Origin of the sequence: Nonomuraea sp. NPDC049649 (assembly GCF_040675175.1) — a bacterium.
GTDB lineage: Bacteria > Actinomycetota > Actinomycetes > Streptosporangiales > Streptosporangiaceae > Nonomuraea.
In genome coordinates, this window is record NZ_JBFAOH010000007.1 from 83,160 (window position 1) to 103,051 (window position 19,892).

Genomic DNA, 19,892 nt, shown 5'->3' on the forward strand with positions numbered 1-19,892 from the left:
CAAAGAATCGAGACCGAGCATAGGATCCGGATCCGTGGGAATCGTGGTGGATCCCGGGGTGCCGCCCGAGGACGCGCGGCTGATCAGGGAGAGCGGCAAGATCCTGGCCAGGATGCGCCGCGGCTGGATCCCCGATCCGCCGCGGCCCGCCGACCCCGCGCGCTCCAAGGGCACGGTCGCCACCGTGATCGCCGTGGCCGTGGTGCTGGTCGCGCTCGGCATCATGAGCCGCGGCATCGGGCTGCTGCTGCTCGCCTTCATCGGCGCGCCCGTGCTCCTGGTCACGTTCCTCCGCAACGACCTCGCCGACGAGGACGAGGACGAGGAGACCCTGCTGGAGCGCGAGATCTACGAGCAGCTGCGCTGGTACGAGGGCCGCTACGTGGTCGCCGACGACCTCGACGAGTCCTCCCGGAGGCTGCTGGCCCGCGCCCAGCAGGCCATCGCCACCGTCAACGGGTCCGCGGTCAACGCCGAGGGGCTGCTCGACGACGTCCGCAACGCGGTGATGCTGCCCGCCCAGGAGTGGGAGATCGCCCGCCTGCTGGCCAAGCTGTCCGCGCTGCGCACCCGGCACCGCGAGACCGTCACCGGCGCCGCCGCCCCGGAGGTCGCGGCCGTCGCCGAACCGCTCGCCCGGGCGCTCGACAGCAGCGAGGAGGCCGTGGTGGCCCGCGTCGAGGCGCTGGAGCGCTACGCCGCCAACGTCACCGAGGCCGAGCGGGCCTTCCGCGCCCACCAGCAGATCGAGGAGCTGCGCGGCCGGCTCCCGCAGTACGAGGAACTGGTCGCCGAGACCGGGGCCGACAGGCTCGCGGTGCCGGAGATCGCCCGGCTCGCGCAGGACGCCGACCGGCTGGAGCAGGCGCTGCGGCGCAGCCTCAGCTCCGCGCATGAGGCCTTCCGCCACCTGGAGCCCGGCGAACGGCCCGACGGCCCGCGGCAGTGAGCGACCGAGGGCGTCCCCTCGACGGTACGGGGCCGTCCAGGCTCGCGTGGAGCAGGCGGGGCTGCGGAATCCCGGTCCCCGCCGCCAGCGGACAGAACAGCGCCTCCGTACGGATGATCCCGCGATCATTCCGTCGCCGGCAACCTCCATGGAAACGCAATCTCGTACAGAGAAAGAGCCCCCGGCGCGGAACGGCCGCTGTTCAGGCGGCCGGTTGCGCGGTTCGCAGCAGCAGGTCGCTGAGCGCGTCGGCGGCGTCCACCCGGCCCAGCTTCTGCGCCGCCTCGCCCATCGACGCCCGCAGGCCCGGGTCGGCCAGCAGCGGCATCAGCTCGGCCAGCAGCTGGTCGGCCGTCGGGTTCGGCTCCAGCAGCGCCCGCGCCGCGCCCGCCGACACCAGGTAGCCGGCGTTCTTGCGCTGCTCGTCGCCGCCCGTCGGGATCAGCGGGATCAGCAGCGACGGCTTGCCGATCGCGGTCAGCTCCGACACCGTGCCCGCCCCGCTGCGGGAGATCACCACGTCCGCCGCCGCGTACAGGTCGGCCAGCTCGGCCCCCACGTACGGCACCGGGTGGTAGCGCTCGGCCAGCTCCGGCGGCAGCGCGATCGCCCGCATCTGGTCGATCCAGGCCGGGCCGCACTGGTGGACGATCTGGGCGTGCGGCAGCAGCCGGGGCAGGATCTCCGCGATCAGCGTGTTGATCTGCTTGCTGCCCTGCGCGCCGCCCGTCACGTAGATCAGCGGCACCTCGAACGTCAGCCCGAACAGGTCGTAGGCCGCCGCCTGGTCGCCGTGCAGCAGCTCCGGCCGGATCGGGTTGCCCGTCACCACGGCCTTCGCCCGGGCCTTGGCGGGCAGGTACTCCAGCGACGACTCGTGCGACAGCGCGATCCGGGTCGCCAGCCGCGACAGGATCCGGTTGGCCAGCCCCACCACCGTGGTCTGCTCGTGCATGACCAGCGGCCTGCGGATCAGCTTGGCCGCCACCCCGATCGGCACCGCCACGTACCCCCCGGTCGACAGCACCACGTCCGGCAGGTATCGGGCGGCGTGCCCGATCGCCTGGAGCACCCCGACGGGGATGCGGAACATGTCGGCCACGTTGGTGCCGAGCTCGCGCAGGTTGGGCCGGCGGCGCAGCTTGCCCGTGGTGATCGCCTTGAACGGGATGCCGTGCTCGGCGGTGATCCTCGCCTCCAGGCCGTTGGCCGTGCCCACCCAGAGCACGTCGTGCGGCACCCCGCGGCGCTGGAGGGCCGTCAGGGTCGTCAGGGCCGGGTAGGTGTGACCACCGGTGCCGCCGCCGGTGATCAGCAGTCGCAGGGTTGGTGACATGGGCTCAGACTATGGCCGCGCAGCGGAAACCCGTGTGTCCGGTCGCGGAGTCCGGGGTGTTGGCGGTGCGGGCGGCCAGCCGGTAGCGGTTGCAGTAGGAGTCGTGGCACAGGTAGGAGCCGCCCCTGATCACCTTCATCGTGCCCTCGGCCGGCCCGGCCGGGTTCTCCGCGTACGGTTCCCAGCGGGTGTCCCACCAGTCGGCGGTCCACTCCCAGACGTTGCCCACCACGTTGTAGAGGCCGTAGCCGTTCGGCTGGAACGACTTGACCGGCATCGTGCCCCGGCTCGGCGCCGACGGGAACGGGCCCTGGAAGATGTTGCACCGCTGCCGCCCCTTCGGCGCCAGTTCGTCGCCCCACGGGTAGCGGGTGCGCTCCAGGCCGCCGCGGGCGGCCATCTCCCACTCCGCCTCGGTCGGCAGCCGTTTCCCGGCCCACCGCGCGTACGCGGTCGCGTCGTTCCACGACACGTGCACGACCGGGTGGTTCTGCCGGTCGCCGATCGACGAGCCGGGCCCTTCGGGGGAGCGCCAGGTGGCCCCTTCCACGCCCACCCACCAGGGCGCCTGCGGCACGCTCGCGTCCATGACGCCGCCGGTGGCGAACTGCCGGAACACGAACGACCAGCCGATCCGCTCGGCCTCGGTGACGTAGCCGGTCTCCTTGACGAACCGGGCGAACTGCGCGTTCGTCACACAGGCCGGGTCGATCAGGAACGGGTCGAGCCGCACTTGGCGGACCGGGCCCTCGCCGTCGCCGGGGTTCGCGTCGGGGTCGTCGCCGCCCATCCAGAACGTCCCGCCGGGGATGCGGACCATCCCGCGCGGCGGCTCGCGCCGCACCGGCGCCGGTGTCACGGGGACCGGCGTCCCCGCGACGGCCGTCCCGGTGACGGTCTCCCTGCCGGGCCCGCAGCACGCGCTCATCAGGCTCCCTCTCTCTGTCACCACCTCTGCGTAGCGTAGTGCGAACGATCACCCACGCCGTCCAGGCACCACGGCCGCCACGGAGTAAGAGGGGTATAGCGCCGCATAACACCCAACTAACGGGGATGAAACTGCAGCGGACCCGCCCCGGCGGGCAACGCTGACAGGGTGTGGACGCTGCTCGGCGCGATCGGCTCGACGCTGGTCGCCCTCACCCTGTCGTTCCTCGCGCTGCTGCTCATCGCGGTGCTCGTGCTCATCTGGCTGGTGCTGATCTCCATGACGACGGCCAGGTCGTCGTCATGAGGGGCCCGTCATGACACAGGGCGGCTCCGGGCGGCGGAGCGGCCGTGAACCATGACGCGCTCACGTCGTGATGAAATGCGGCCCCGCCGCGCCCGGCGAGTAACGCAGCCGCTTCTCCAGGCACACCACCGCGCCGTTCTCCCGCTTGTTGCTGAACCGCACGTCGTCCGCGAGCGCCCGCATGATCTGCAGCCCGCGCCCGCTCTCGGCCCCGGGCGCCGCGTCGTGCACCTTCGAGGGGTCGAACCCGTGCCCGGTGTCGACCACCCGGATCACGCACAGGTCGTCGTAGACCATCGCGCTGACCGTGTACTCGTCGCTCGGTACCGCGTGCCTGATCACGTTGGAGCACGCCTCCGTCAGCATGAGCTCGATGTCGTCGCGGATCTGCGGCTCCACCCCGAGCGAGGTCAGCGTGCCGTCCAGCATCTGCCGGATGAGAGGCACGCTCGCCGCGTCCCTCGGCAGCCGGAGCGCCATCGTCGTCTCCACGGGCGCCTCCCTTCCGTGTCAGAGGGAGCACCTGCCCTTGATCCGGGGAAGCAATCCTGCCCGCGTCAGCCTGGCGGCAGGCTGAACAGCCGGTCGAGCGCCGTCATCCGCAGCATGCTGCGCAGATAGGGCGTGACCGCCACCACCCGCAGCACGGCGTCCTCGGCGGCGGCCCGCTGGTGGAGCCGGACCAGCGCGGCCAGCCCCGACGAGTCCACGAACCCCACCTCCGACAGGTCGACTTCCACCCGCTCGAACCCCTCGCCCAGCGGCACCGCCGACAACTCGCCCGCGGTGCCGAAGTCGAGGTCGCCGCGGAGCGCGAGCTGGACCGTCCCCCCGTCGGACGAGGCGATCTCTATCTGGAGGGGTGTCCTGTCCAGCATCCCCTCAGCCTAGCGACCCGGGAAAAGCTGATGCGCGGCGAGGCACCCGGCCATCACAATCACCGCGTGAACCCCCTCCACCGGATCACCCGCCCGCGCGCCGCCGACGCCCCGGCCATCTACGAGCTCACCGCCGCCTGCGACACCGCGGTGCTCGGCCGCCCCGACCTCACCCCGGACGACGTCGCCGGCGAACTCGCCGAGCCCGGCTTCGACCTCGGCACCGACGCCTGGCTGGCCCACGACCCCGGCGGCCACCCCGCCGCCGTGGCCGATGTCGGCGTCTACCGCGCCGACCTCGCCAAACAGGCTCTCGTCCAGGAGTACGGGTTCACGCCCGCCACCAGCTTCCACCGCATGCGCGTCGACTTCGACGGCCCCGTCCCGCCGCCGGAGCCGCCGCCCGGCGTCACCCTGCACGACGGCCGCGACGAGCAGGTCCGCCGCGAGGCCCACCGGGTCCACCAGGAAGGCTTCGTCGGCCACTTCGGCCACACCTACGCCGGCTACGACGCCTGGTACGCCCGCAGGCAGGCGCGGTCCACCACCGACTGGGCTCAGCTCGTCCTGGCCAGGGTCGACGGCCGCCCCGCCGCGATGGTGCTCGGCGACGACCAGTTCGCCTCCGACGAGGGCTGCGGCTACGTCGCCACGCTCGCCGTGCTGCCCGAGTTCCGCGGCCGGGGCCTGGGCAGGCTGCTGCTCCGCACCGCCCTGGCCGCCGACGCCGCCCGCGGCCGCAAGGGCACGATCCTGCACGTCGACAGCAACAACACCACCCCCGCACTGGGCCTGTACGAGTCGGAGGGGATGCGCCCGGTCCTGGTCGTGGACGTCTGGCGGCGCACTGTACGACCAGACGCGATATGACTAGACCCGGTGCGCCGCCAGGTGCTCCAGCACCGCCTGGTTGGCCTCCCACCCGTCGGGGAACTTCACCGGCACCCCGAGCTGCACCGGCTCCGCCGACGGATGCGCGTCCAGCAGTTCGGCGATGCCCGCCCGGGCCACCACCACGCACGCGTGCCGGTGCCGCGAGGTCAGCACGCACAGCCGCCCCGACTCCAGGTGGAACGCGGTCGCGTCGCGCCGCCCCGACAGCGGGTGCAGCACGATCGTCACGTCGTACTCGCGCCCCTGCAGCCGGTTGGCGGTGTCCACGGTGATCTCCGGCGGCAGCCCGGCGTCCCTGATCGCCGCCACCTGGTCGCGGTGGGCCGCGCCGACCGCGATCCGGTCGGCCGTCACCGGCCGCTCGCCCTGTTCCGAGCTCGCCACCGCGCCGCGCTGCAGCAGCCGGGCGGCCAGCAGCGCCACCGCCTCCACCGCCTCGGCGTCGGTCCGCACGGTGTGCCGGTTGGGCAGCTCCAGCAGCGCCCACCCGGACCGGGCCGCCTCCTCCAGCGCCCGGTCGTGCACCGTGCCCATGCCGCCGGTGACCAGCTCCAGCCGCCGGTCGTCCGGCCCGGTACCGGCGCGGAACCCGGTGAACGGGTAGAACGCCCGCGACACCACCGGCGCCGCCGACGCGGGCAGCCGCCACGACACCGGCAGCCGGTGCACCGGCAGCTCCGGGTTGTGCCGCAGCAGCACCGACACGGCGCTCTGCAGCGGATCCCACGACAGCCCCGACCAGCGGTCGCCGGCCACGATCGAGAACGGGTCGAGCTGCCCCGGATCGCCCACGAACAGCGCCCGCTCGAACAGCCCCGCGATGCGCAGCAGCTTGTCGGAGCGCATCTGGTACGCCTCGTCCACGATCGCCCACGGCCACGTCCGGCCGCTGATCCACGCCCACTTGTCGGCGGTGGCCAGCACGATGTCCGGGTCGCCCAGGTCCTGGACGCGGGTGCCGACCGTCACCCCGGGCAGCTCCAGCATCCGCTTCGGCGGCACGTACCCGCTCGCCGACAGCCGGCCCACGGTGAGCCGCGGATGCTTGTCGCAGATCCGCGCCACCAGGTCGTCGACCTGCTCGTTCGTCTGGGCGACGATCATCAGCGGCTCGCCGGTCGCCGCGATGTGCGCCGCGGCCCGTACCACCAGCGTGGACTTGCCCGCGCCCGGCGGCGAGTCGACCACCACGCCGCGATGCCGCGGCAGGTCGTCCAGCACCCGCCGCACGACCTCCTCGGGCGTCGGCTCGGACGCGGCCTCGGTCACGACCATTCCTCCTGGGCGTCCTCGTCGGTCGGCTCGTAAGGCTCCGGCGGGCCGCCGTGCGTCCACGGCGTCTCCTCCGGCTCCGGCAGCGCCGCGGCGCCCTGGAAGTCGCCGGTCAGCGAGCTGTAGCAGACCCGCTCGCCGATCTCCGGCACCGCGCCGGGCGCCGGGGTCTTGCCCCGCCCCATGCCTTTGGTGATCTTCAAGGTGACCAGGCCGTCACTCGCCGACACCAGCTCGGCTCCCTGCCCGCGCCGCTGCGGCGTGCCCAGCGACGTCCCGGGCGCGATCCGTACGAGGTCGTCGGTCTTGACGGTCACCAGCGGACGGAGCTTGCGTGAACGGCCCTCGCCCTCGGTGTGGTCCGGCACCGTGTCCACGACCTCGCCCGCGAACGCCTCGCCCGTCAGCCGGTATTCGGCCATCACCAGCGGGTCGTCGTAGGCGCGCTGCACCTCGTAGGCGGCCTGCGCGCGCTCCATGCGGGCCAGCCGGGCCGCCGCCGCGACCGCGCCGTCGCGGCGGGCTTGCGGCGGCCCGCCCTCCGCGAGCTGCTGGACCATGCCGCTGAACGAGCCGCGGTCCTGCTCCCAGCGCTGCGCCACGCTCGCGCCCGGCTCCAGGCCGCGCAGCAGGCCGATGGCCCGCCACACCAGCCGCCACGTCGGCTCCAGCTGGGTACGCAGCGCCTCGGTGATCCGCTCGGCCGAGCCGCTCTCCATCGCCGGGGCCAGCACCTCGGCGTCGAACCCCGGATCGGTGGCGGGCCCGGCGGGCGGCCAGATCAGCGGGTCCTCGGCGGCGTCGTCGGGGCCGTCGGTGATCCAGGCGAGCAGCGCCGCGAGGTTCGCGTCCTCCAGCGCGCTCTGCCCGCTCGCCCAGTGGCGGGCCAGCTCGTCGGTGGCGGCCAGCATCAGCGACGAGCCGGGGTAGGCGGCCCGCTCGGCGAAGTACGTCAGCCACCGCCCCAGCAGCGGCACCCCCTCGGGCACCGGGTACGGCCCGTCGGTGCGCCGGAAGCGGGTGGAGCGGCCGAGCAGCCGGGTGAAGGCCACCCCGGCCCGGTTCGGCACGATCAGCTGCGGCGCGTCCAAGGTCCGCTCGTACGGGTCGGCGTTGCGCCGCTCCACCGTCTCGGTCTCGGCCGTGAAGCCCGCCACGTACGGCAGCAGCTCCCCGGCCAGGTCGGCCGCCCAGGCGAAGCGCAGGTCGCGGTCGCGCGGCTGGGTCACCACCAGCAGCCGCGGGCTCTCCGGATCGGTGCCGAGCATGGCCGCCAGCGGCGCCGCCGCCTCGCCCGCCAGCTTCAGCGGGATGAACACCATCGGCCGCGCCGACAGGTGGCAGTGGCGGACGGTCGCGATCGGCTGCGCGATGCCCTCGTCGATCGCCCGCAGCCGGGCGAGCGAGGTGAGCAGGCTCACGACGGGCACCTCCCGTTCACGCCAGGCACTCCCGCCGCAGCCGCTCGGCGCCGCGCAGCAGCCGGGCGATCTCCTCCTGCCCCTCCGCCGGGGCGCGCGAGCCGTCGGCCAGCGCCAGCGCCTCCCGCACCGAGGCCACCCCGCCCAGCTCGTCGCGGACGGCGCGGCCCAGCAGGTCGGAGGCGCCCTCCTGGCGGGCCTCGTCGCGGCAGAAGAAACACAGGTCGCAGGTGGACAGGCAGTCGGGGGCGTAGCGGGCCTCGGCCGTGCGCACCGCGTCGGCCAGTTCCGCGACCGGCCGGGCCGGGCGCCCGTCCTCGCCCGGAGCCAGGTCGAACGTCACGCCCTCGGGGAGCGCGTCCAGCAGCCGGTCCAGGCTCGTCATGCGGGCGAGCTGGCGGCGGAGCACCGCGAGCTGCCGGCGCACGTCGACCAGTGTCGCCACCGGGCGGTTGGCGAAGTTCTCCGGGCAGACCAGCACCACCTCGTGCGCCACCCGGAGCGGGTCGTGGCCCAGCTCCTCCAGCAGCGTGCGGAGCGCGAGCACGTAGACGGCCGCCTGCCGGGCCGCCGCCGCCACCGCCGCCGGGTCGGCCTGCCCGTCGATCACCGCGAACGACTTGATCTCCACGATGTGGAACCGGCCGCCGAGCTGGAACGCCACCACGTCCGGCTCCAGGTAGGCGGTGTGACCGGCGATGGCCAGCGCGAACAGGGGATGGTCGTAGAGGGTGCCCGCACCCTCGCCCCGGGCCGCGCGGTCGATCAGCGTCCGGGTGTGGGCGTGGCGCAGGTGGGCGCCGACGTTCAGCACGTCGTGGTAGGCGACCTCGTCGATCGGCAGGCCGAGCAGCTCGCGCAGCATCCGGATCAGCTCCGCGCACCCGTCGGCCTTCACCAGCGCCTCGAACGCGTTGCCGCGGGTGATCGCGAACGGCGACTGGCCGAACGGGGCGGGGAACCCCAGGTGGTGCGCGACGGCGCCCTTGTCGATCCCGGCGCCGTCCATGAGCGCCCGCCGCGCGCAGCCCGGATTGGCCGCCAGCGCGGCGATCGCCCGGGCGTCGTGCGGCTTCGGCGGGGTGGTGCCGCGCAGCGCGTCGAGCCGGTTCATCGGGCGTCTCCCATAGCCATCAGTGATCGTGGAACGGTGGTCAGCGTAGCGGCCCCGAACAGCCGGGCCGCGTCGTCGAGCTGGGTCACGGCGCGCCGGGCCAGCTCCGCCCGGTCGGCGGCGTCGCGCTCGGCGTGCACCGCCAGCTCCCGCCGGGCCGCCTCGGCCACCCGCCCCGGGTCGGGCGGGACCTCGTCGCCGGCGCCCGGGATGTTGCGCGCCATCCGGGCTAACAGCCGGTCGCCCTCGGGCGTGCGCGCGGGCTGCTCGGCGATCCGGACGGCGCAGGTGAGGAAGTCGACGCGGGGGCTGAGCGGCCCCACCATCCGGCGCTCCACCGGCCAGGTGCTGACGGTGAGGTAGCCGCGGGCGGGGGAGAGCCGGTCGGTCAGCGCCGCGCACAGGTAATAGGGCCGCCCGTACGGGGACGAGCGGAACGAGCGCTCCTCGTCCCTGCGCAGGCTGGTGAGCTGGGAGCTGCGGATCGTGCCGGCCAGGAACGCGCCGCTCACCGCCACCACCAGCCGGGCCTGCGCGGGCACGCCCAGCAGCGCCAGCGCCTGGTGCACCTGCTCGCGCACGGTCACCAGCCGCGGCCCGCGCGCCTTCTCGGCGGGCTGCTCGCCGCTGACCAGCGCGTCCCACGCCTTCTCCGCCGTACGGAGCTCCGCCCGTAAGACCCTGGCCGCGGCGCCGTCCCGGGCCCGCATGGCCCTGCGCACCCCGGCCCTGAGCTCGTCGATCCGCCGTTCGAGCTCGTCCAGCCGGTCACTCATGGCGCGAGGGTATCAGGGGTTCCAGTAATTTCCAGTATTTTCCTCGCGTGTCCGTACGCGGCCGCACCCGGAAAGAGCGCGGCCGCGTACGGAGGATCAGGCGGACTTGAGGCCGAGCTGCTCGGTGGGGACCCGGTAGGTCTCGCGCGCGGTCACCACCGCCACCGCGCTGATCGCGCAGAGGACCGCCGTGAAGACGCCCACGCCGACCCAGCCCTGCAGCCCCAGCCAGCCCTCGGGGGAGACGATGCCGGCGGCCGAGGCGACCGCGAAGCCGGCGACGGCGAAGCCGATCTGGGTGCCGATCGCCATGCCCGACAGCCGCACCTGCGTGGTGAACATCTCGCCGTAGAGCGCGGGCCAGATGCCGTTGGAGGCGCTGTAGACGACGCCGAGCGTGAGCACGCCGACCAGGAAGATCATCGGATAGCTGCCGGAGTTGATCGCCGCCAGGTAGGCGAACATCATGATCGGGCTGCCGACGGCCCCGATGAGGAAGACCGGCTTGCGGCCGATCCGGTCCGACAGCATCGCCCAGAGCGGGATGGCCAGTAGCGCGACGACGTTGGCCACGATGCTCACCCAGAGCATCAGGGCCCGGTCCAGGCCGACGTGCTCGGTGGCGTAGTTGAGCGCCCAGACGGTGAAGATGGTGCTGACCGTGGCGATGAGCGCCGCGCACACCACCCGCAGCACGCTCGCCCAGTGGTCGCGGAAGAGCACCGACAGCGGCATCCGCGGCACCGTGCCCGCGGCCACCTCCCGCTCGAACGCCGGGGTCTCCTCCAGCTTGCGCCGGATCACCCAGGCGGCCACGGCCACGATCACGCTCATCCAGAACGGGACCCGCCAGCCCCAGGTCAGCAGCTGCTCCTCCGGCATGGCCGCCACCGGGATGAACACCAGGGTGGCCAGGATCTGCCCGAACTGGGTGCCGTTGAGCGTGAAGCTGGTGTAGTAGCCGCGCCGGTCCTGCGGGGCGTGCTCCAGTGTCATGGAGTTGGCGCTGGCCTGCTCACCCGCCGCCGACAGGCCTTGCAGGATGCGCAGCAGGACCAGCAGTGCCGGGGCGAGGCCGCCGATCTGGTCGCGGGTCGGCAGGCAGCCGATGAGGAACGTCGACACGCCCATGAGGATGAGCGTGAACACCATGATGCGCTTGCGGCCGAACCGGTCGCCGTAGTGGCCGAGGAAGAACGCGCCGATGGGCCGGGCGGCGTAGGCGACGCCGAAGCTGGCCAGCGACTGGAGGGTCGCGGTGGCGGGGTCGGACTCGTCGAAGAAGACCTTGGAGAAGATCAGGGCGGCGGCGCTGCCGTAGATGAAGAAGTCGTAGTACTCCAGCGCGCTGCCGATCCAGGCCGCGACGGCCGCCTTGCGCGGCGTGCCCTCGCGGGCAGCGGGGGGTTGGGTCACGTTGGCTCCCTTTGGGTGCGGCGTCGTTCGAGTGCTGGGCCGTGCCCCCGTCTCAGGCCGCTGACTTGTGACGAACTAGATAGTTAATTGCCCGCCATAGTCCAGGCGACGTCTTCTCGTGTCAAGACTCTTCCCCGGACGGCTCGGGAGATGTTATGACTAACTCACTAGTTCGTACATAAGTCACGAGGGTGAGCATGACCTCCTACCTCATCGGGCTCGTCGGCACCGGCATCGGGCCGTCGCTCAGCCCCGCCCTGCACGAGCGGGAGGCGTCCCGCCTCGGCCTCCCGTACGTCTACCGCCTCATCGAGGTGGCCGGGGCGGGGGAGGCGGGCGAGATGGTCCGCGCCGCGCGGCGGCTGGGCTTCGACGGGCTCAACATCACCCACCCGTGCAAGCGGGCCGTGCTGCCGCACCTGGACGAGCTGTCGGCGGACGCGGCCACGCTGGGCGCGGTCAACACCGTCGTCTTCGACGGCGGCCGGGCGGTGGGGCACAACACCGACTGGACCGGGTTCGCCGAGTCGTTCACCCGCGGCCTGCCCGGCGCGCCCACGGGTCGGGTGACGCTGCTCGGCGCGGGCGGGGCCGGGGCCGCCGTCGGGCACGCGCTGCTCACGCTGGGCACGGGCGAGCTGACCGTCGTGGACGCCGACCCGGAGCGGGCGCGGACGCTGGCGGGGGAGCTGGCCGCCCGGTTCGGCGCGGAACGGGCCCGCCCGGCCGCCACCGGCGACCTGGCCGAGCTGCTGCCGGACGCGGACGGGCTGGTGCACGCCACCCCCACCGGCATGGCCGGCCACCCCGGCCTGCCGCTGCCCGCGGAGCTGCTCCGCCCCGATCTCTGGGTGGCCGACATCGTCTACCGGCCGCTGGAGACCGAGCTGCTGCGCCGCGCCCGCGCCCTCGGCTGCCGCACCCTCGACGGCGGGGGCATGGTCGTCTTCCAGGCGGCCCACGCCTTCCACCTGTTCACCGGCCGGGAACCCGACACCGGCCGGATGCTCGCCCACCTGACCGACCTCGTCGACGGCTGACAGGAGCACGCCATGCGCAAGTCCATCGCCACCGTGTCCGTGAGCGGCACGCTGACCGAGAAGCTGGAGGCCGTCGCCGCGGCCGGGTTCGACGGGGTGGAGATCTTCGAGAACGACCTCATCGCCTGCCCGCTGAAACCCGAGGAGATCCGCCGCCGCGCCGCCGACCTGGGGCTCGGCATCGACCTGTACCAGCCGCTGCGCGACTTCGAAGGAGTGCCCGGAGACGTGCTCCGGGCCAACCTGCGCCGGGCCGACCACACCTTCGACGTGATGAACCGGCTCGGCGCCGACACCCTGCTCGTCTGCTCGAACGTCTCCCCGGACACGGTGCCCGACGACGCGCTCGCCGCCGAGCAACTGCGCCTGCTCGCCGAACGGGCCGCCGGGCACGGCATCCGGGTCGCCTACGAGGCGCTGGCCTGGGGGCGGCACGTCAGCGAGTACCTGCACGCCTGGCGCATCGTGCGGATGGCCGACCATCCGGCGCTCGGCGTCTGCCTGGACAGCTTCCACATCCTGTCGCGCGGCTCCGACCCCATCGGCATCGAGGCGATCCCGGGGGAGAAGGTGTTCTTCCTGCAGCTCGCCGACGCGCCCCGGCTGGCGATGGACGTGCTGCAGTGGAGCCGCCACTACCGCTGCTTCCCCGGCCAGGGCGGCTTCGACGTCACCGGCCTGGTCCGGCACGTGCTGGCAACCGGTTATACGGGGCCGCTGTCGCTGGAGGTGTTCAACGACGTCTTCCGCCAGGCCGACGCCCGCCGGACCGCGCTGGACGCGATGCGGTCGCTGATCGCGCTGGAGGAGTCGCTGGAGCCCGCCGGGACGGCGCCCGTCGTGCCGTCCGGGTTCGCCTTCGCCGAGCTGGCCACCGGGGGATCCGCCGAACTGCCCGCCCTCTTGTCGGCCCTCGGCTTCGCCCGTACCGGCACGCACCGCACCAAACCGGTCGAACTCTGGGAGCAGGGCGGCGCCCGCATCCTCCTCAACGCGGCCCCGGAGCCCGCCGGGGAGGAGCCGGGGCTGGTGGCGATCGGGCTGGAGAGCCCCGACCCGGCCGCGTCGGTGAAGCGGGCCGAGACGCTGCTCGCGCCGGTGCTGCCGCGCGAGCGGGCGCCCGGGGACGCGCCGCTGGACGCCATCGCCGCCCCCGACGGGACCGCCCTGTTCTTCTGCCGCACCGGGCACGCCGACCACCCCGACTGGACGGCCGACTTCCCTCGCGAGTCGCCCGTACCGGATGGAGAGGTGACGGGGATCGACCACGTCGCGCTCACCCAGCCGTGGCAGCACTTCGACGAGGCGTCGCTGTTCTACCGCGCCGTGCTCGGGCTGCGCCCGCAGGAGAGCCTGGAGGTCGCCGACCCGTACGGCCTGATGCGCAGCCGCGCGATGGCCGGGGGCGGCACCCGCGTGGTCGTCAACATCGCCCGGGTGGGCACCCCGCCGGCGTCCCGGCAGCACGTCGCGCTCGCCGTCCGCGACCTGCGGGCGCTCGCCCGGCGGCTGCGCGCCGGGCATCCCGAGCTGCTGCTGCCGATCCCGGCCAACTACTACGACAACCTGGAGGCGAGGTACGGGACGGACCCGGAGATCAGGGAGCTGGGGCTGCTGTACGACAGGGACGAGCGGGGCGAGTTCCTGCACCTGTACACGGTGACGGCGGGCCGGGTCTTCTTCGAGCTGGTGCAGCGGATCGGCGGCTACGACGGGTACGGCGCGGCCAACGCGGCGGTTCGGCTGGCCGTGCAGCACGCCGAGCGGTCATAGGATGGGGCGAATCGTCCCCGCCGTCCCGTGGAGTCCTATGACCTCGCAGCCAGTCACCGGTGAGCGCCGGCGCGACGCCGACCGCACCAGGGCGGAGATCCTCGACGTCGCCCAGCGGGAGTTCGCCAGGCGCGGCTACGCGGGAGCGCGGGTGGACGAGATCGCCGAGATGACGCGCACCACCAAGCGCATGATCTACTACTACTTCGGCAGCAAGGAGAAGCTCTACATAGCCGTCCTGGAGCAGGCGTACTCGGTGGTCCGCGCCGCCGAGCGCGACCTCGACGTGGCCCACCTGGCGCCCGTCGAGGCGATCAGGACGCTGGCGGAGCTGACGTTCGACCACCACGACGCGCACCGCGACTTCATCAAGCTCGTCGCGATCGAGAACATCCACGAGGCCGAGCACATCCGCAAGTCGCAGGCCCTGGCCAACCTCGGCACGCCCGTGCTCGGCGTCATCGAGCGCATCCTGGAGGCGGGCAAGGCGAGCGGCGACTTCGACACCGAGGCCGACGCCGTCGACGTGCACATGATGATCAGCGCGTTCTGCTTCTTCCGGGTGTCCAACCAGCACACCTTCGGCGCGCTGTTCGGGCGCGACATGACCGCGCCCGAGCACCGCGAGCGGCTGCGCCGCATGGTCGGCGAGATGACCGTCGCCTACCTGCGCGGCTGTCACAGACCGTAGGTCTCCAGCAGGCGCAGCCACACCTCGCTCACCGTCGGGAACGACGGCACCGCGTGCCAGAGCCGGTCCAGCGGCACCTCCCCGGTGACCGCGATCGTCGCCGAGTGGAGCAGCTCGGCCGTGCCCGGCCCGGCGAAGGTGACGCCCAGCAGCACCTTGCGGTCCTCGTCCACCACGGCCTTGGCCCGGCCCCGGTAGCCGTCGCCGAGCAGGTAGGCGCCGGCCACGCTCGCCAGGTCGTACTCGACCGCCCGCACCCGGAACCCGGCCTCGCGCGCGGCGGCCTCGGTCCGCCCGACCGAGCAGATCGGCGGGTCGGTGAACACCACCTGCGGCGGCCCCAGCCCGTCGGCGGACGCCCGCATCCCCGGCCGGTCGTCGGGCCCGCCCTTGGCCCGGGCCGCGATCACGTCGCCGCACGCCCGCGCCTGGTACTTGCCCATGTGGGTGAGCAGGTTGCGCCCGTTGACGTCGCCCACCGCGTACAGCCAGCCCTCCGGCACGCCGGTGGCGCGCAGGCTGTCGTCCACCTCCACCGGCCGGTCCGCCGGCAGGCCGACGCTCTCCAGCCCCAGCCCCTCGGTCGCGGGCTTGCGGCCCGTCGCGACCAGCACCTCGTCGGCCTCGACCGGCGGGCCCTCCGGCAGGTGCACGGTCACCTTGCCGCCCTTCTCCGGCCGCTCCACCCGCTCCGCCGAGGTACGCAGCCGCACGTCGATCCCGGAGGCCGCGAACGCGTCGGCCAGCAGCTCGCCCGCGAACGGCTCCATCCGCTCCAGCAGCCCGCCGCCGCGCACCAGCAGCGTCGTCTGCCGGGCGCCCAGCCCGTGCATGGCCTGCGCCATCTCGCAGCCCACCACCCCGCCGCCGATCACCACCAGCCGGTCCGGCACCGAGTCGGCGGCCGTCACCTCGTGGCTCGTCCACGGCTCCGCCTCCCGCAGCCCCGGCACCGGCGGCACCGACGGGACGCTGCCGGTCGCCAGCACCACGGCGTGCCGGGCGGTCAGCACCCGCTCGCCGCCGTCCGCCGTGTCGACCACCACCCGGCGGGGGCCGTCCAGCCGGCCGCGCCCGCGCACGAACGCGATCGGCACGCTCTCGATCCACCGCACCTGACCGGCGTCGTCGTAGCCGCTGACCGCCTCGTCGCGGCGGGCCAGCACCGCCCGCGCGTCGATCGGCCCCAGCTCCAGCCCCGGCACCCGGGACACCTCGGCGGCCAGCTCGACCGGGCGCAGCAGCGCCTTGCTCGGGATGCACGCCCAGTAGGAGCACTCGCCGCCCGCCAGCCGCTCCTCCACGATCGCGGCCGACAGCCCGCCGCGCACCGCCCTGTCGGCGACGTTCTCACCGGCCGGGCCGGCTCCGATCACGATGACGTCGTACTCGTCGGCCACGGCTACCTCCAGGATGGCGTTTCCTCTCGGCACAGTCTGCCCAGCCGATCAGCCACCACTCAAGGGCACCGCCTTCACCCAGCCCCTGTCTTTGGTGAGGAACCCGGCGAGCCGCAGGCCCGCCTCCTCCAGCGCCCGCGCCAGCTCCTCGTCCGACAGGCGGCGGGAGGTGAACGACTGCGTCCACTCGTGTTCCCCGTGCCGGTAGCGCATGGTCGCGTTGACCACGCCCGGCGCGACCCGCTCCAGCGCCGCCAGCTCGATCCGGAAGCCGCCGTCGGTCCTGCCCTGACCGGGCGCCTGGGCGTCGTGCGCCTCCGGCGGCAGCCACTGGATCAGCACCGCCCCGTCGTCCGCGACGTGCCGCGCGCACGCCTCCAGCAGGCCCCGCCGCCCCGCCTCGTCGGCGGTGTGCACCAGATGCGAGGCCAGCAGCACGCCGTCGAACCGCCGCCCCAGCCGCAGGTCCTGGATACGCGAGCGCACCGTCTCCGCGCCCCGCACCTCGGCCAGCATCTCGGCCGACTCGTCCACCGCGACCACCTCGTAGCCGCGCTCGACCAGCGGGTGCGTCACCCGCCCCACGCCCGCGCCCAGATCGAGCACCGACCCGCCGGCCGGCACCACGCCGGCCACGATGTCCGGCTCGGCGCCCACCGGCACCAGCTTGTAGAACTCCACGGGCGAACCGTCGGGGGTGATGGGACCTGACCCGGTGCCGCTGTTCGGAGTGATCTCCATGCTCCCGACAGTAAACCCGTCAGTCCCCGAACCGGGACAACTTCCCGTGACGTCGTGCGTACCGGAGAGCCCAGCCGAACACCGCCAGCGTCGCCCCCACGTAGACCACGTCCAGCGCGGCCGCCCACGCCATCCGCTCCCACGGCACCGCGCCGCCCGCCAGCACCGTCCGCATGCCCTCGAACACGTGCGAGGCGGGCGTGAACCACGCCACCGTCTGCAGCGGCCAGCCTGCGGCCGGGGGATGAGTCAGCGCAACGGGTTTTCCTCCAGCATGGCCAGCAGGTCCCACTCGTTCTCGCACACCCGCCGCCCGATCGCCGCCAGCTCCACCGACCGCGCCTCGCCGCTCAGATGCCTGCGCGCCTGCACGACGCAGATCACGCCCCACTTCAGCACCCCGAACGTCTCCCACCAGCGCAGCGCCTCCCGGTCCACGGGGTGCCCGGACGCTTTCTCGTACGAGGACAGCAGGTCGTCATAGGTGCCGAAGCCGCCCACCGGCAGCGGCGACCCGAACCGCCACGCCTTCACGCAGAGCCAGCCGAGATCCTCCAGCGGGTCACCGGCGTGCGCCAGCTCCCAGTCGAGCACCGCCTCGACACCCCGGGGGCCGACCACGAGGTTGCCGTTGCGGAAGTCGCCGTGGACCACCGTCCGCCGCGTGCTCTCCGGCCGGGTGGCGGCCAGGCGGCGCAGCGCCAGCTCGAACACGGGATGCGGCTCACCCGCGGCGTCCAGCGCCTCCCGCCACACAGCAAGCGGATCGCCGTCGGCATCCCCCACCCCGCGAGGACCGGCCATCTGGACATCCGCGGCAGGCGTTCCGGCGTCCGCGTCCCGCGTATCGGTGGCCTGGGGGAGCGCCGACAGCGGCATCCGGTGGATCGCCGCCAGCGCCTCCCCGCACTGCCCCGCCAGCAGCGGCCGGACCGCCTCGTCCCGCAGGATCCGCCGCGGAATCGTCTCACCCTCGACCCGCTCCATCAGCACGTACGAGTCGGCAGCCGCCACCACGCCCGGCACCGGCACCCCGGCCTCCCGCGCGGCCCGCATCAGCCGCGCCTCCGCCGCCAGCCCCGCGGCCCCCGAGCGGAAGACCAGCGGATGCCGCACCCCGTCAGCCGTGACCACGTCCAGCGCCCACGTCTCCCGCGACGCCCCGCCGGACAGCCGCACCAGCCCCTCGACCGAGGCCCCGCCGCCGAACGCCTCCCGCACCACCGTCCCGACGTCGCTCATCGCAGCCCGAACTCCCAGTTGCCGCCGCCCGCGTACTCGCCCAGGATCCGCCGCCCCACCGAGTCGACGTGCACCTCGTCCGGCCCGTCGTAGATCCGCGCGGCCCGCGCGTGCCGGTACATCCGGTCCAGCGGCGTGTCCGGTGTCAGCCCCGCCGCCCCGTACACCTGGATCGCCCGGTCGATCACGTTGTGCAGCATCCGCGCCCCCACCACCTTGATCGCCCCGATCTCCACCCGCGCGTCGCCCCCGGCGTCCACCGCCTCCGCCGCCCGCAGCGTCAGCAGCCGCGCCGCCTGGATCTCCGCGTACGAGTCGAACACGTGCTGCCGCATCAGCTGCTTGCGCGCCAGCGGCTCCCCGAACGCCGTCCGCTCATGCAACCGGCGGCACATCAGGTCGAACGCCCGCTGCGCCTGCCCCAGCCAGCGCATGCAGTGGAAGACCCGCCCCGGCCCGAGCCGTCTCTGCGCGATCACGAACCCCTGCCCGCGCGGCCCGAGCAGGTTGCCCGCCGGTACCCGCACGTCCTCGTACCGCACCTCGCAGTGCGACCCGTCCAGCCCGAGCACCGGCGTGTCGCGCACGATCGTGTACCCGGGCGTGTCCGTCGGCACCAGGATCATCGAGAAGGCCAGGTGCGGCGGCGCGTCGTCCTCGGTCCGGCACATCACGGTCGTGTACGCCGCCCGGGACGCGCCCGTGGTGAACCACTTGTGCCCGTTGATCACCCACTCGCCGCCGTCGAGCACCGCCCGCGTCGCCAGCTGCGTCGGGTCGCTGCTCGACACCGCCGGCTCGGTCATCGCGAAGCTCGGTGAGATCTCGCCCCGCACCAGCGGCCGCAGGTAGCGCTCCCGCTGCTCGTCGGTCCCGTGCTCGTACAGCATGAGCGAGTCCTGCAAGGTGTACGTGCCGAGCGCGAGCTGCCCGTACTCGCTGCGCCCCTGCACCTCGTTCACGTACACGTAGTCGAGGAACGGCAGCCCGCCGCCGCCGAGCTCCTTCGGATGCCCGAGCGCCCAGAGCCCCTCCTTCTTCGCCTCCTCCTGCAGCTCGCGCAGCGCCTCACCCTCGTGGAGCAGGTGCTCGGCGGGCTCCACCCGCTCCGTCATGAACGCGTACACGGCATCCCGCAGCGGGCGGACCCTGTCAGGAACGGCGAAGCTCATGCGATGATCCCAACCGAAAACAGGTTCCCGGTCAACGGAGCAGCCATGCCCGCCCCGCACGACGCCCCGACCGCCGCCCAGCTCGTCGCAGCGGTCCGCGAGTTCCTCGAAACGGACGTGCTTCCGGCGGCCGAGGGCCGGGTCCGCTTCCACACCCGGGTCGCCGTCAACGTCCTGGCGATGGTCGAGCGTGAGATCGAACTCGGCCCGGCGCAGGCCCGCGACCACGAGACCCGCCTCGCCGCCCTCGGCGTCGCCGACGACGCCGAGCTCGCCGCCGCGATCCGCGAGGGCCGCCTCGACGACAGCCCCATGCTGGTGCCCTTCCTGAAAGAGGCCGTACGGGCCAAACTCGCCGTCGCCAACCCCTCGTACGGCTGAAATTTTCACGCGTACGAGCGATCTTCGGGAAAGCCTTTTCCGCTGCTCACCCCCGGGTCTTAGCCGCTCGCCCCCGAACTTGACAATCTTGAGTCACTGGCACACCCATCGGCGGTCAGATACCTTCGCGGCTGGGAGCGCTCCCACCCCCGGACCCCAACC

At 73.4% G+C, this 19,892-nt stretch carries 21 protein-coding genes; 7 read left to right on the forward strand and 14 right to left on the reverse strand.

The genetic code is table 11. The annotated features are described in order from the left end of the window. Positions 1–34: 34 nt before the first annotated feature. A complete protein-coding gene (locus AB0J42_RS12115; RefSeq protein ID WP_364292072.1) occupies positions 35–949 on the forward strand; it encodes a hypothetical protein in 915 nt (304 codons plus the stop codon). 202 nt (positions 950–1,151) lie between these two features. Here AB0J42_RS12115 and murG read toward each other — a convergent pair whose 3' ends face one another. Then, complete coding sequence (gene murG / locus AB0J42_RS12120; RefSeq protein WP_364292075.1) at positions 1,152–2,285, reverse strand: undecaprenyldiphospho-muramoylpentapeptide beta-N-acetylglucosaminyltransferase; 1,134 nt, start codon at positions 2,283–2,285, stop codon at positions 1,152–1,154. A 4-nt stretch (positions 2,286–2,289) separates the two neighbouring features. Beyond that, positions 2,290–3,213 (reverse strand): formylglycine-generating enzyme family protein, encoded by a 924-nt coding sequence (locus tag AB0J42_RS12125; RefSeq protein WP_364292078.1) that lies wholly within the window; start codon positions 3,211–3,213, stop codon positions 2,290–2,292. Positions 3,214–3,381: 168 nt separating this feature from the next. On the opposite strand from AB0J42_RS12125, the gene AB0J42_RS12130 reads away from it, so the two are divergent. After that, a complete protein-coding gene (locus AB0J42_RS12130; protein WP_364292081.1) occupies positions 3,382–3,519 on the forward strand; it encodes a hypothetical protein in 138 nt (45 codons plus the stop codon). 60 nt (positions 3,520–3,579) lie between these two features. Here the strand turns inward: AB0J42_RS12130 and AB0J42_RS12135 are convergent, their stop codons facing one another. Together AB0J42_RS12135 and AB0J42_RS12140 are read right to left on the reverse strand one after the other, a co-directional pair. Then, positions 3,580–4,011: an ATP-binding protein gene (locus tag AB0J42_RS12135; protein ID WP_364292084.1), complete on the reverse strand. Its 432-nt coding sequence runs from the start codon at positions 4,009–4,011 to the stop codon at positions 3,580–3,582. 65 nt (positions 4,012–4,076) lie between these two features. Further along, a complete protein-coding gene (locus AB0J42_RS12140; RefSeq protein WP_364292087.1) occupies positions 4,077–4,397 on the reverse strand; it encodes an STAS domain-containing protein in 321 nt (106 codons plus the stop codon). Positions 4,398–4,463: 66 nt separating this feature from the next. On the opposite strand from AB0J42_RS12140, the gene AB0J42_RS12145 reads away from it, so the two are divergent. Continuing rightward, entirely contained in the window at positions 4,464–5,267 is an 804-nt protein-coding gene (locus AB0J42_RS12145) for a GNAT family N-acetyltransferase (RefSeq protein WP_364292090.1), read from the forward strand. Here the strand turns inward: AB0J42_RS12145 and AB0J42_RS12150 are convergent, their stop codons facing one another. The 5 genes from AB0J42_RS12150 to AB0J42_RS12170 all read right to left on the reverse strand — a co-directional run bounded on the left by AB0J42_RS12150 (position 5,268) and on the right by AB0J42_RS12170 (position 11,290). Beyond that, positions 5,268–6,566: an AAA family ATPase gene (locus AB0J42_RS12150; RefSeq protein WP_364292093.1), complete on the reverse strand. Its 1,299-nt coding sequence runs from the start codon at positions 6,564–6,566 to the stop codon at positions 5,268–5,270. After that, on the reverse strand, positions 6,557–7,984 hold the full coding sequence (locus tag AB0J42_RS12155) for a hypothetical protein (protein ID WP_364292096.1): 1,428 nt from the start codon (positions 7,982–7,984) through the stop codon (positions 6,557–6,559). The genes AB0J42_RS12150 and AB0J42_RS12155 overlap by 10 nt, the downstream gene beginning before the upstream one ends. Positions 7,985–8,000: 16 nt before the next feature. Further along, the gene (locus AB0J42_RS12160; RefSeq protein WP_364292099.1) at positions 8,001–9,098 is read right to left on the reverse strand and encodes a hypothetical protein; all 1,098 of its coding nucleotides are present in this window, start codon (positions 9,096–9,098) and stop codon (positions 8,001–8,003) included. Continuing rightward, positions 9,095–9,874 (reverse strand): hypothetical protein, encoded by a 780-nt coding sequence (locus AB0J42_RS12165; RefSeq protein ID WP_364292102.1) that lies wholly within the window; start codon positions 9,872–9,874, stop codon positions 9,095–9,097. The genes AB0J42_RS12160 and AB0J42_RS12165 overlap by 4 nt, the downstream gene beginning before the upstream one ends. Positions 9,875–9,970: 96 nt before the next feature. Then, the gene (locus AB0J42_RS12170; protein WP_364292105.1) at positions 9,971–11,290 is read right to left on the reverse strand and encodes an MFS transporter; all 1,320 of its coding nucleotides are present in this window, start codon (positions 11,288–11,290) and stop codon (positions 9,971–9,973) included. Positions 11,291–11,487: 197 nt separating this feature from the next. Here AB0J42_RS12170 and AB0J42_RS12175 point away from each other — a divergent pair, with 197 nt between their 5' ends. The 3 genes from AB0J42_RS12175 to AB0J42_RS12185 are packed head-to-tail and all read left to right on the forward strand — an operon-like array spanning position 11,488 to position 14,794. Beyond that, on the forward strand, positions 11,488–12,330 hold the full coding sequence (locus tag AB0J42_RS12175; RefSeq protein WP_364292108.1) for a shikimate dehydrogenase: 843 nt from the start codon (positions 11,488–11,490) through the stop codon (positions 12,328–12,330). A gap of 12 nt (positions 12,331–12,342) precedes the next feature. Continuing rightward, entirely contained in the window at positions 12,343–14,103 is a 1,761-nt protein-coding gene (locus AB0J42_RS12180; RefSeq protein ID WP_364292111.1) for a TIM barrel protein, read from the forward strand. A 37-nt stretch (positions 14,104–14,140) separates the two neighbouring features. Further along, a complete protein-coding gene (locus AB0J42_RS12185) occupies positions 14,141–14,794 on the forward strand; it encodes a TetR/AcrR family transcriptional regulator (protein WP_364292114.1) in 654 nt (217 codons plus the stop codon). Here AB0J42_RS12185 and AB0J42_RS12190 read toward each other — a convergent pair. Genes AB0J42_RS12190 through AB0J42_RS12210 form a run of 5 tightly spaced genes read right to left on the reverse strand, consistent with a single transcriptional unit; the run spans position 14,782 to position 19,349 of the window. Continuing rightward, on the reverse strand, positions 14,782–16,194 hold the full coding sequence (locus AB0J42_RS12190; protein ID WP_364292116.1) for an NAD(P)/FAD-dependent oxidoreductase: 1,413 nt from the start codon (positions 16,192–16,194) through the stop codon (positions 14,782–14,784). The genes AB0J42_RS12185 and AB0J42_RS12190 overlap by 13 nt on opposite strands. Before the next feature lie 48 nt (positions 16,195–16,242). Further along, entirely contained in the window at positions 16,243–16,935 is a 693-nt protein-coding gene (locus tag AB0J42_RS12195) for a class I SAM-dependent methyltransferase (protein WP_364292119.1), read from the reverse strand. Between the two features lie 19 nt (positions 16,936–16,954). After that, positions 16,955–17,149 carry a hypothetical protein gene (locus tag AB0J42_RS12200; RefSeq protein WP_364292122.1) on the reverse strand — a complete coding sequence of 65 codons (195 nt, stop codon included), beginning with the start codon at positions 17,147–17,149 and terminating at the stop codon, positions 16,955–16,957. 35 nt (positions 17,150–17,184) lie between these two features. After that, complete coding sequence (locus AB0J42_RS12205) at positions 17,185–18,177, reverse strand: phosphotransferase family protein (RefSeq protein ID WP_364292125.1); 993 nt, start codon at positions 18,175–18,177, stop codon at positions 17,185–17,187. Next, positions 18,174–19,349 (reverse strand): acyl-CoA dehydrogenase family protein, encoded by a 1,176-nt coding sequence (locus AB0J42_RS12210; RefSeq protein WP_364292128.1) that lies wholly within the window; start codon positions 19,347–19,349, stop codon positions 18,174–18,176. The genes AB0J42_RS12205 and AB0J42_RS12210 overlap by 4 nt, the downstream gene beginning before the upstream one ends. A 3-nt stretch (positions 19,350–19,352) precedes the next feature. Between AB0J42_RS12210 and AB0J42_RS12215 the strand changes: the two genes are divergently transcribed. Next, the gene (locus tag AB0J42_RS12215) at positions 19,353–19,730 is read left to right on the forward strand and encodes a DUF6285 domain-containing protein (RefSeq protein ID WP_364292131.1); all 378 of its coding nucleotides are present in this window, start codon (positions 19,353–19,355) and stop codon (positions 19,728–19,730) included. Positions 19,731–19,892 lie beyond the last annotated feature (162 nt).

Bases quoted from the DNA above. Each gene is read 5' to 3' on its own strand.
- murG (WP_364292075.1), bottom strand. From the start codon at position 2,285: ATGTCACCAACCCTGCGACTGCTGATCACCGGCGGCGGCACCGGTGGT.
- AB0J42_RS12125 (WP_364292078.1), bottom strand. From the start codon at position 3,213: ATGAGCGCGTGCTGCGGGCCCGGCAGGGAGACCGTCACCGGGACGGCC.
- AB0J42_RS12140 (WP_364292087.1), bottom strand. From the start codon at position 4,397: ATGCTGGACAGGACACCCCTCCAGATAGAGATCGCCTCGTCCGACGGG.
- AB0J42_RS12150 (WP_364292093.1), bottom strand. From the start codon at position 6,566: ATGGTCGTGACCGAGGCCGCGTCCGAGCCGACGCCCGAGGAGGTCGTG.
- AB0J42_RS12160 (WP_364292099.1), bottom strand. From the start codon at position 9,098: ATGAACCGGCTCGACGCGCTGCGCGGCACCACCCCGCCGAAGCCGCAC.
- AB0J42_RS12165 (WP_364292102.1), bottom strand. From the start codon at position 9,874: ATGAGTGACCGGCTGGACGAGCTCGAACGGCGGATCGACGAGCTCAGG.
- AB0J42_RS12175 (WP_364292108.1), top strand. From the start codon at position 11,488: ATGACCTCCTACCTCATCGGGCTCGTCGGCACCGGCATCGGGCCGTCG.
- AB0J42_RS12180 (WP_364292111.1), top strand. From the start codon at position 12,343: ATGCGCAAGTCCATCGCCACCGTGTCCGTGAGCGGCACGCTGACCGAG.
- AB0J42_RS12185 (WP_364292114.1), top strand. From the start codon at position 14,141: ATGACCTCGCAGCCAGTCACCGGTGAGCGCCGGCGCGACGCCGACCGC.
- AB0J42_RS12195 (WP_364292119.1), bottom strand. From the start codon at position 16,935: ATGGAGATCACTCCGAACAGCGGCACCGGGTCAGGTCCCATCACCCCC.
- AB0J42_RS12205 (WP_364292125.1), bottom strand. From the start codon at position 18,177: ATGAGCGACGTCGGGACGGTGGTGCGGGAGGCGTTCGGCGGCGGGGCC.
- AB0J42_RS12210 (WP_364292128.1), bottom strand. From the start codon at position 19,349: ATGAGCTTCGCCGTTCCTGACAGGGTCCGCCCGCTGCGGGATGCCGTG.
- AB0J42_RS12215 (WP_364292131.1), top strand. From the start codon at position 19,353: ATGATCCCAACCGAAAACAGGTTCCCGGTCAACGGAGCAGCCATGCCC.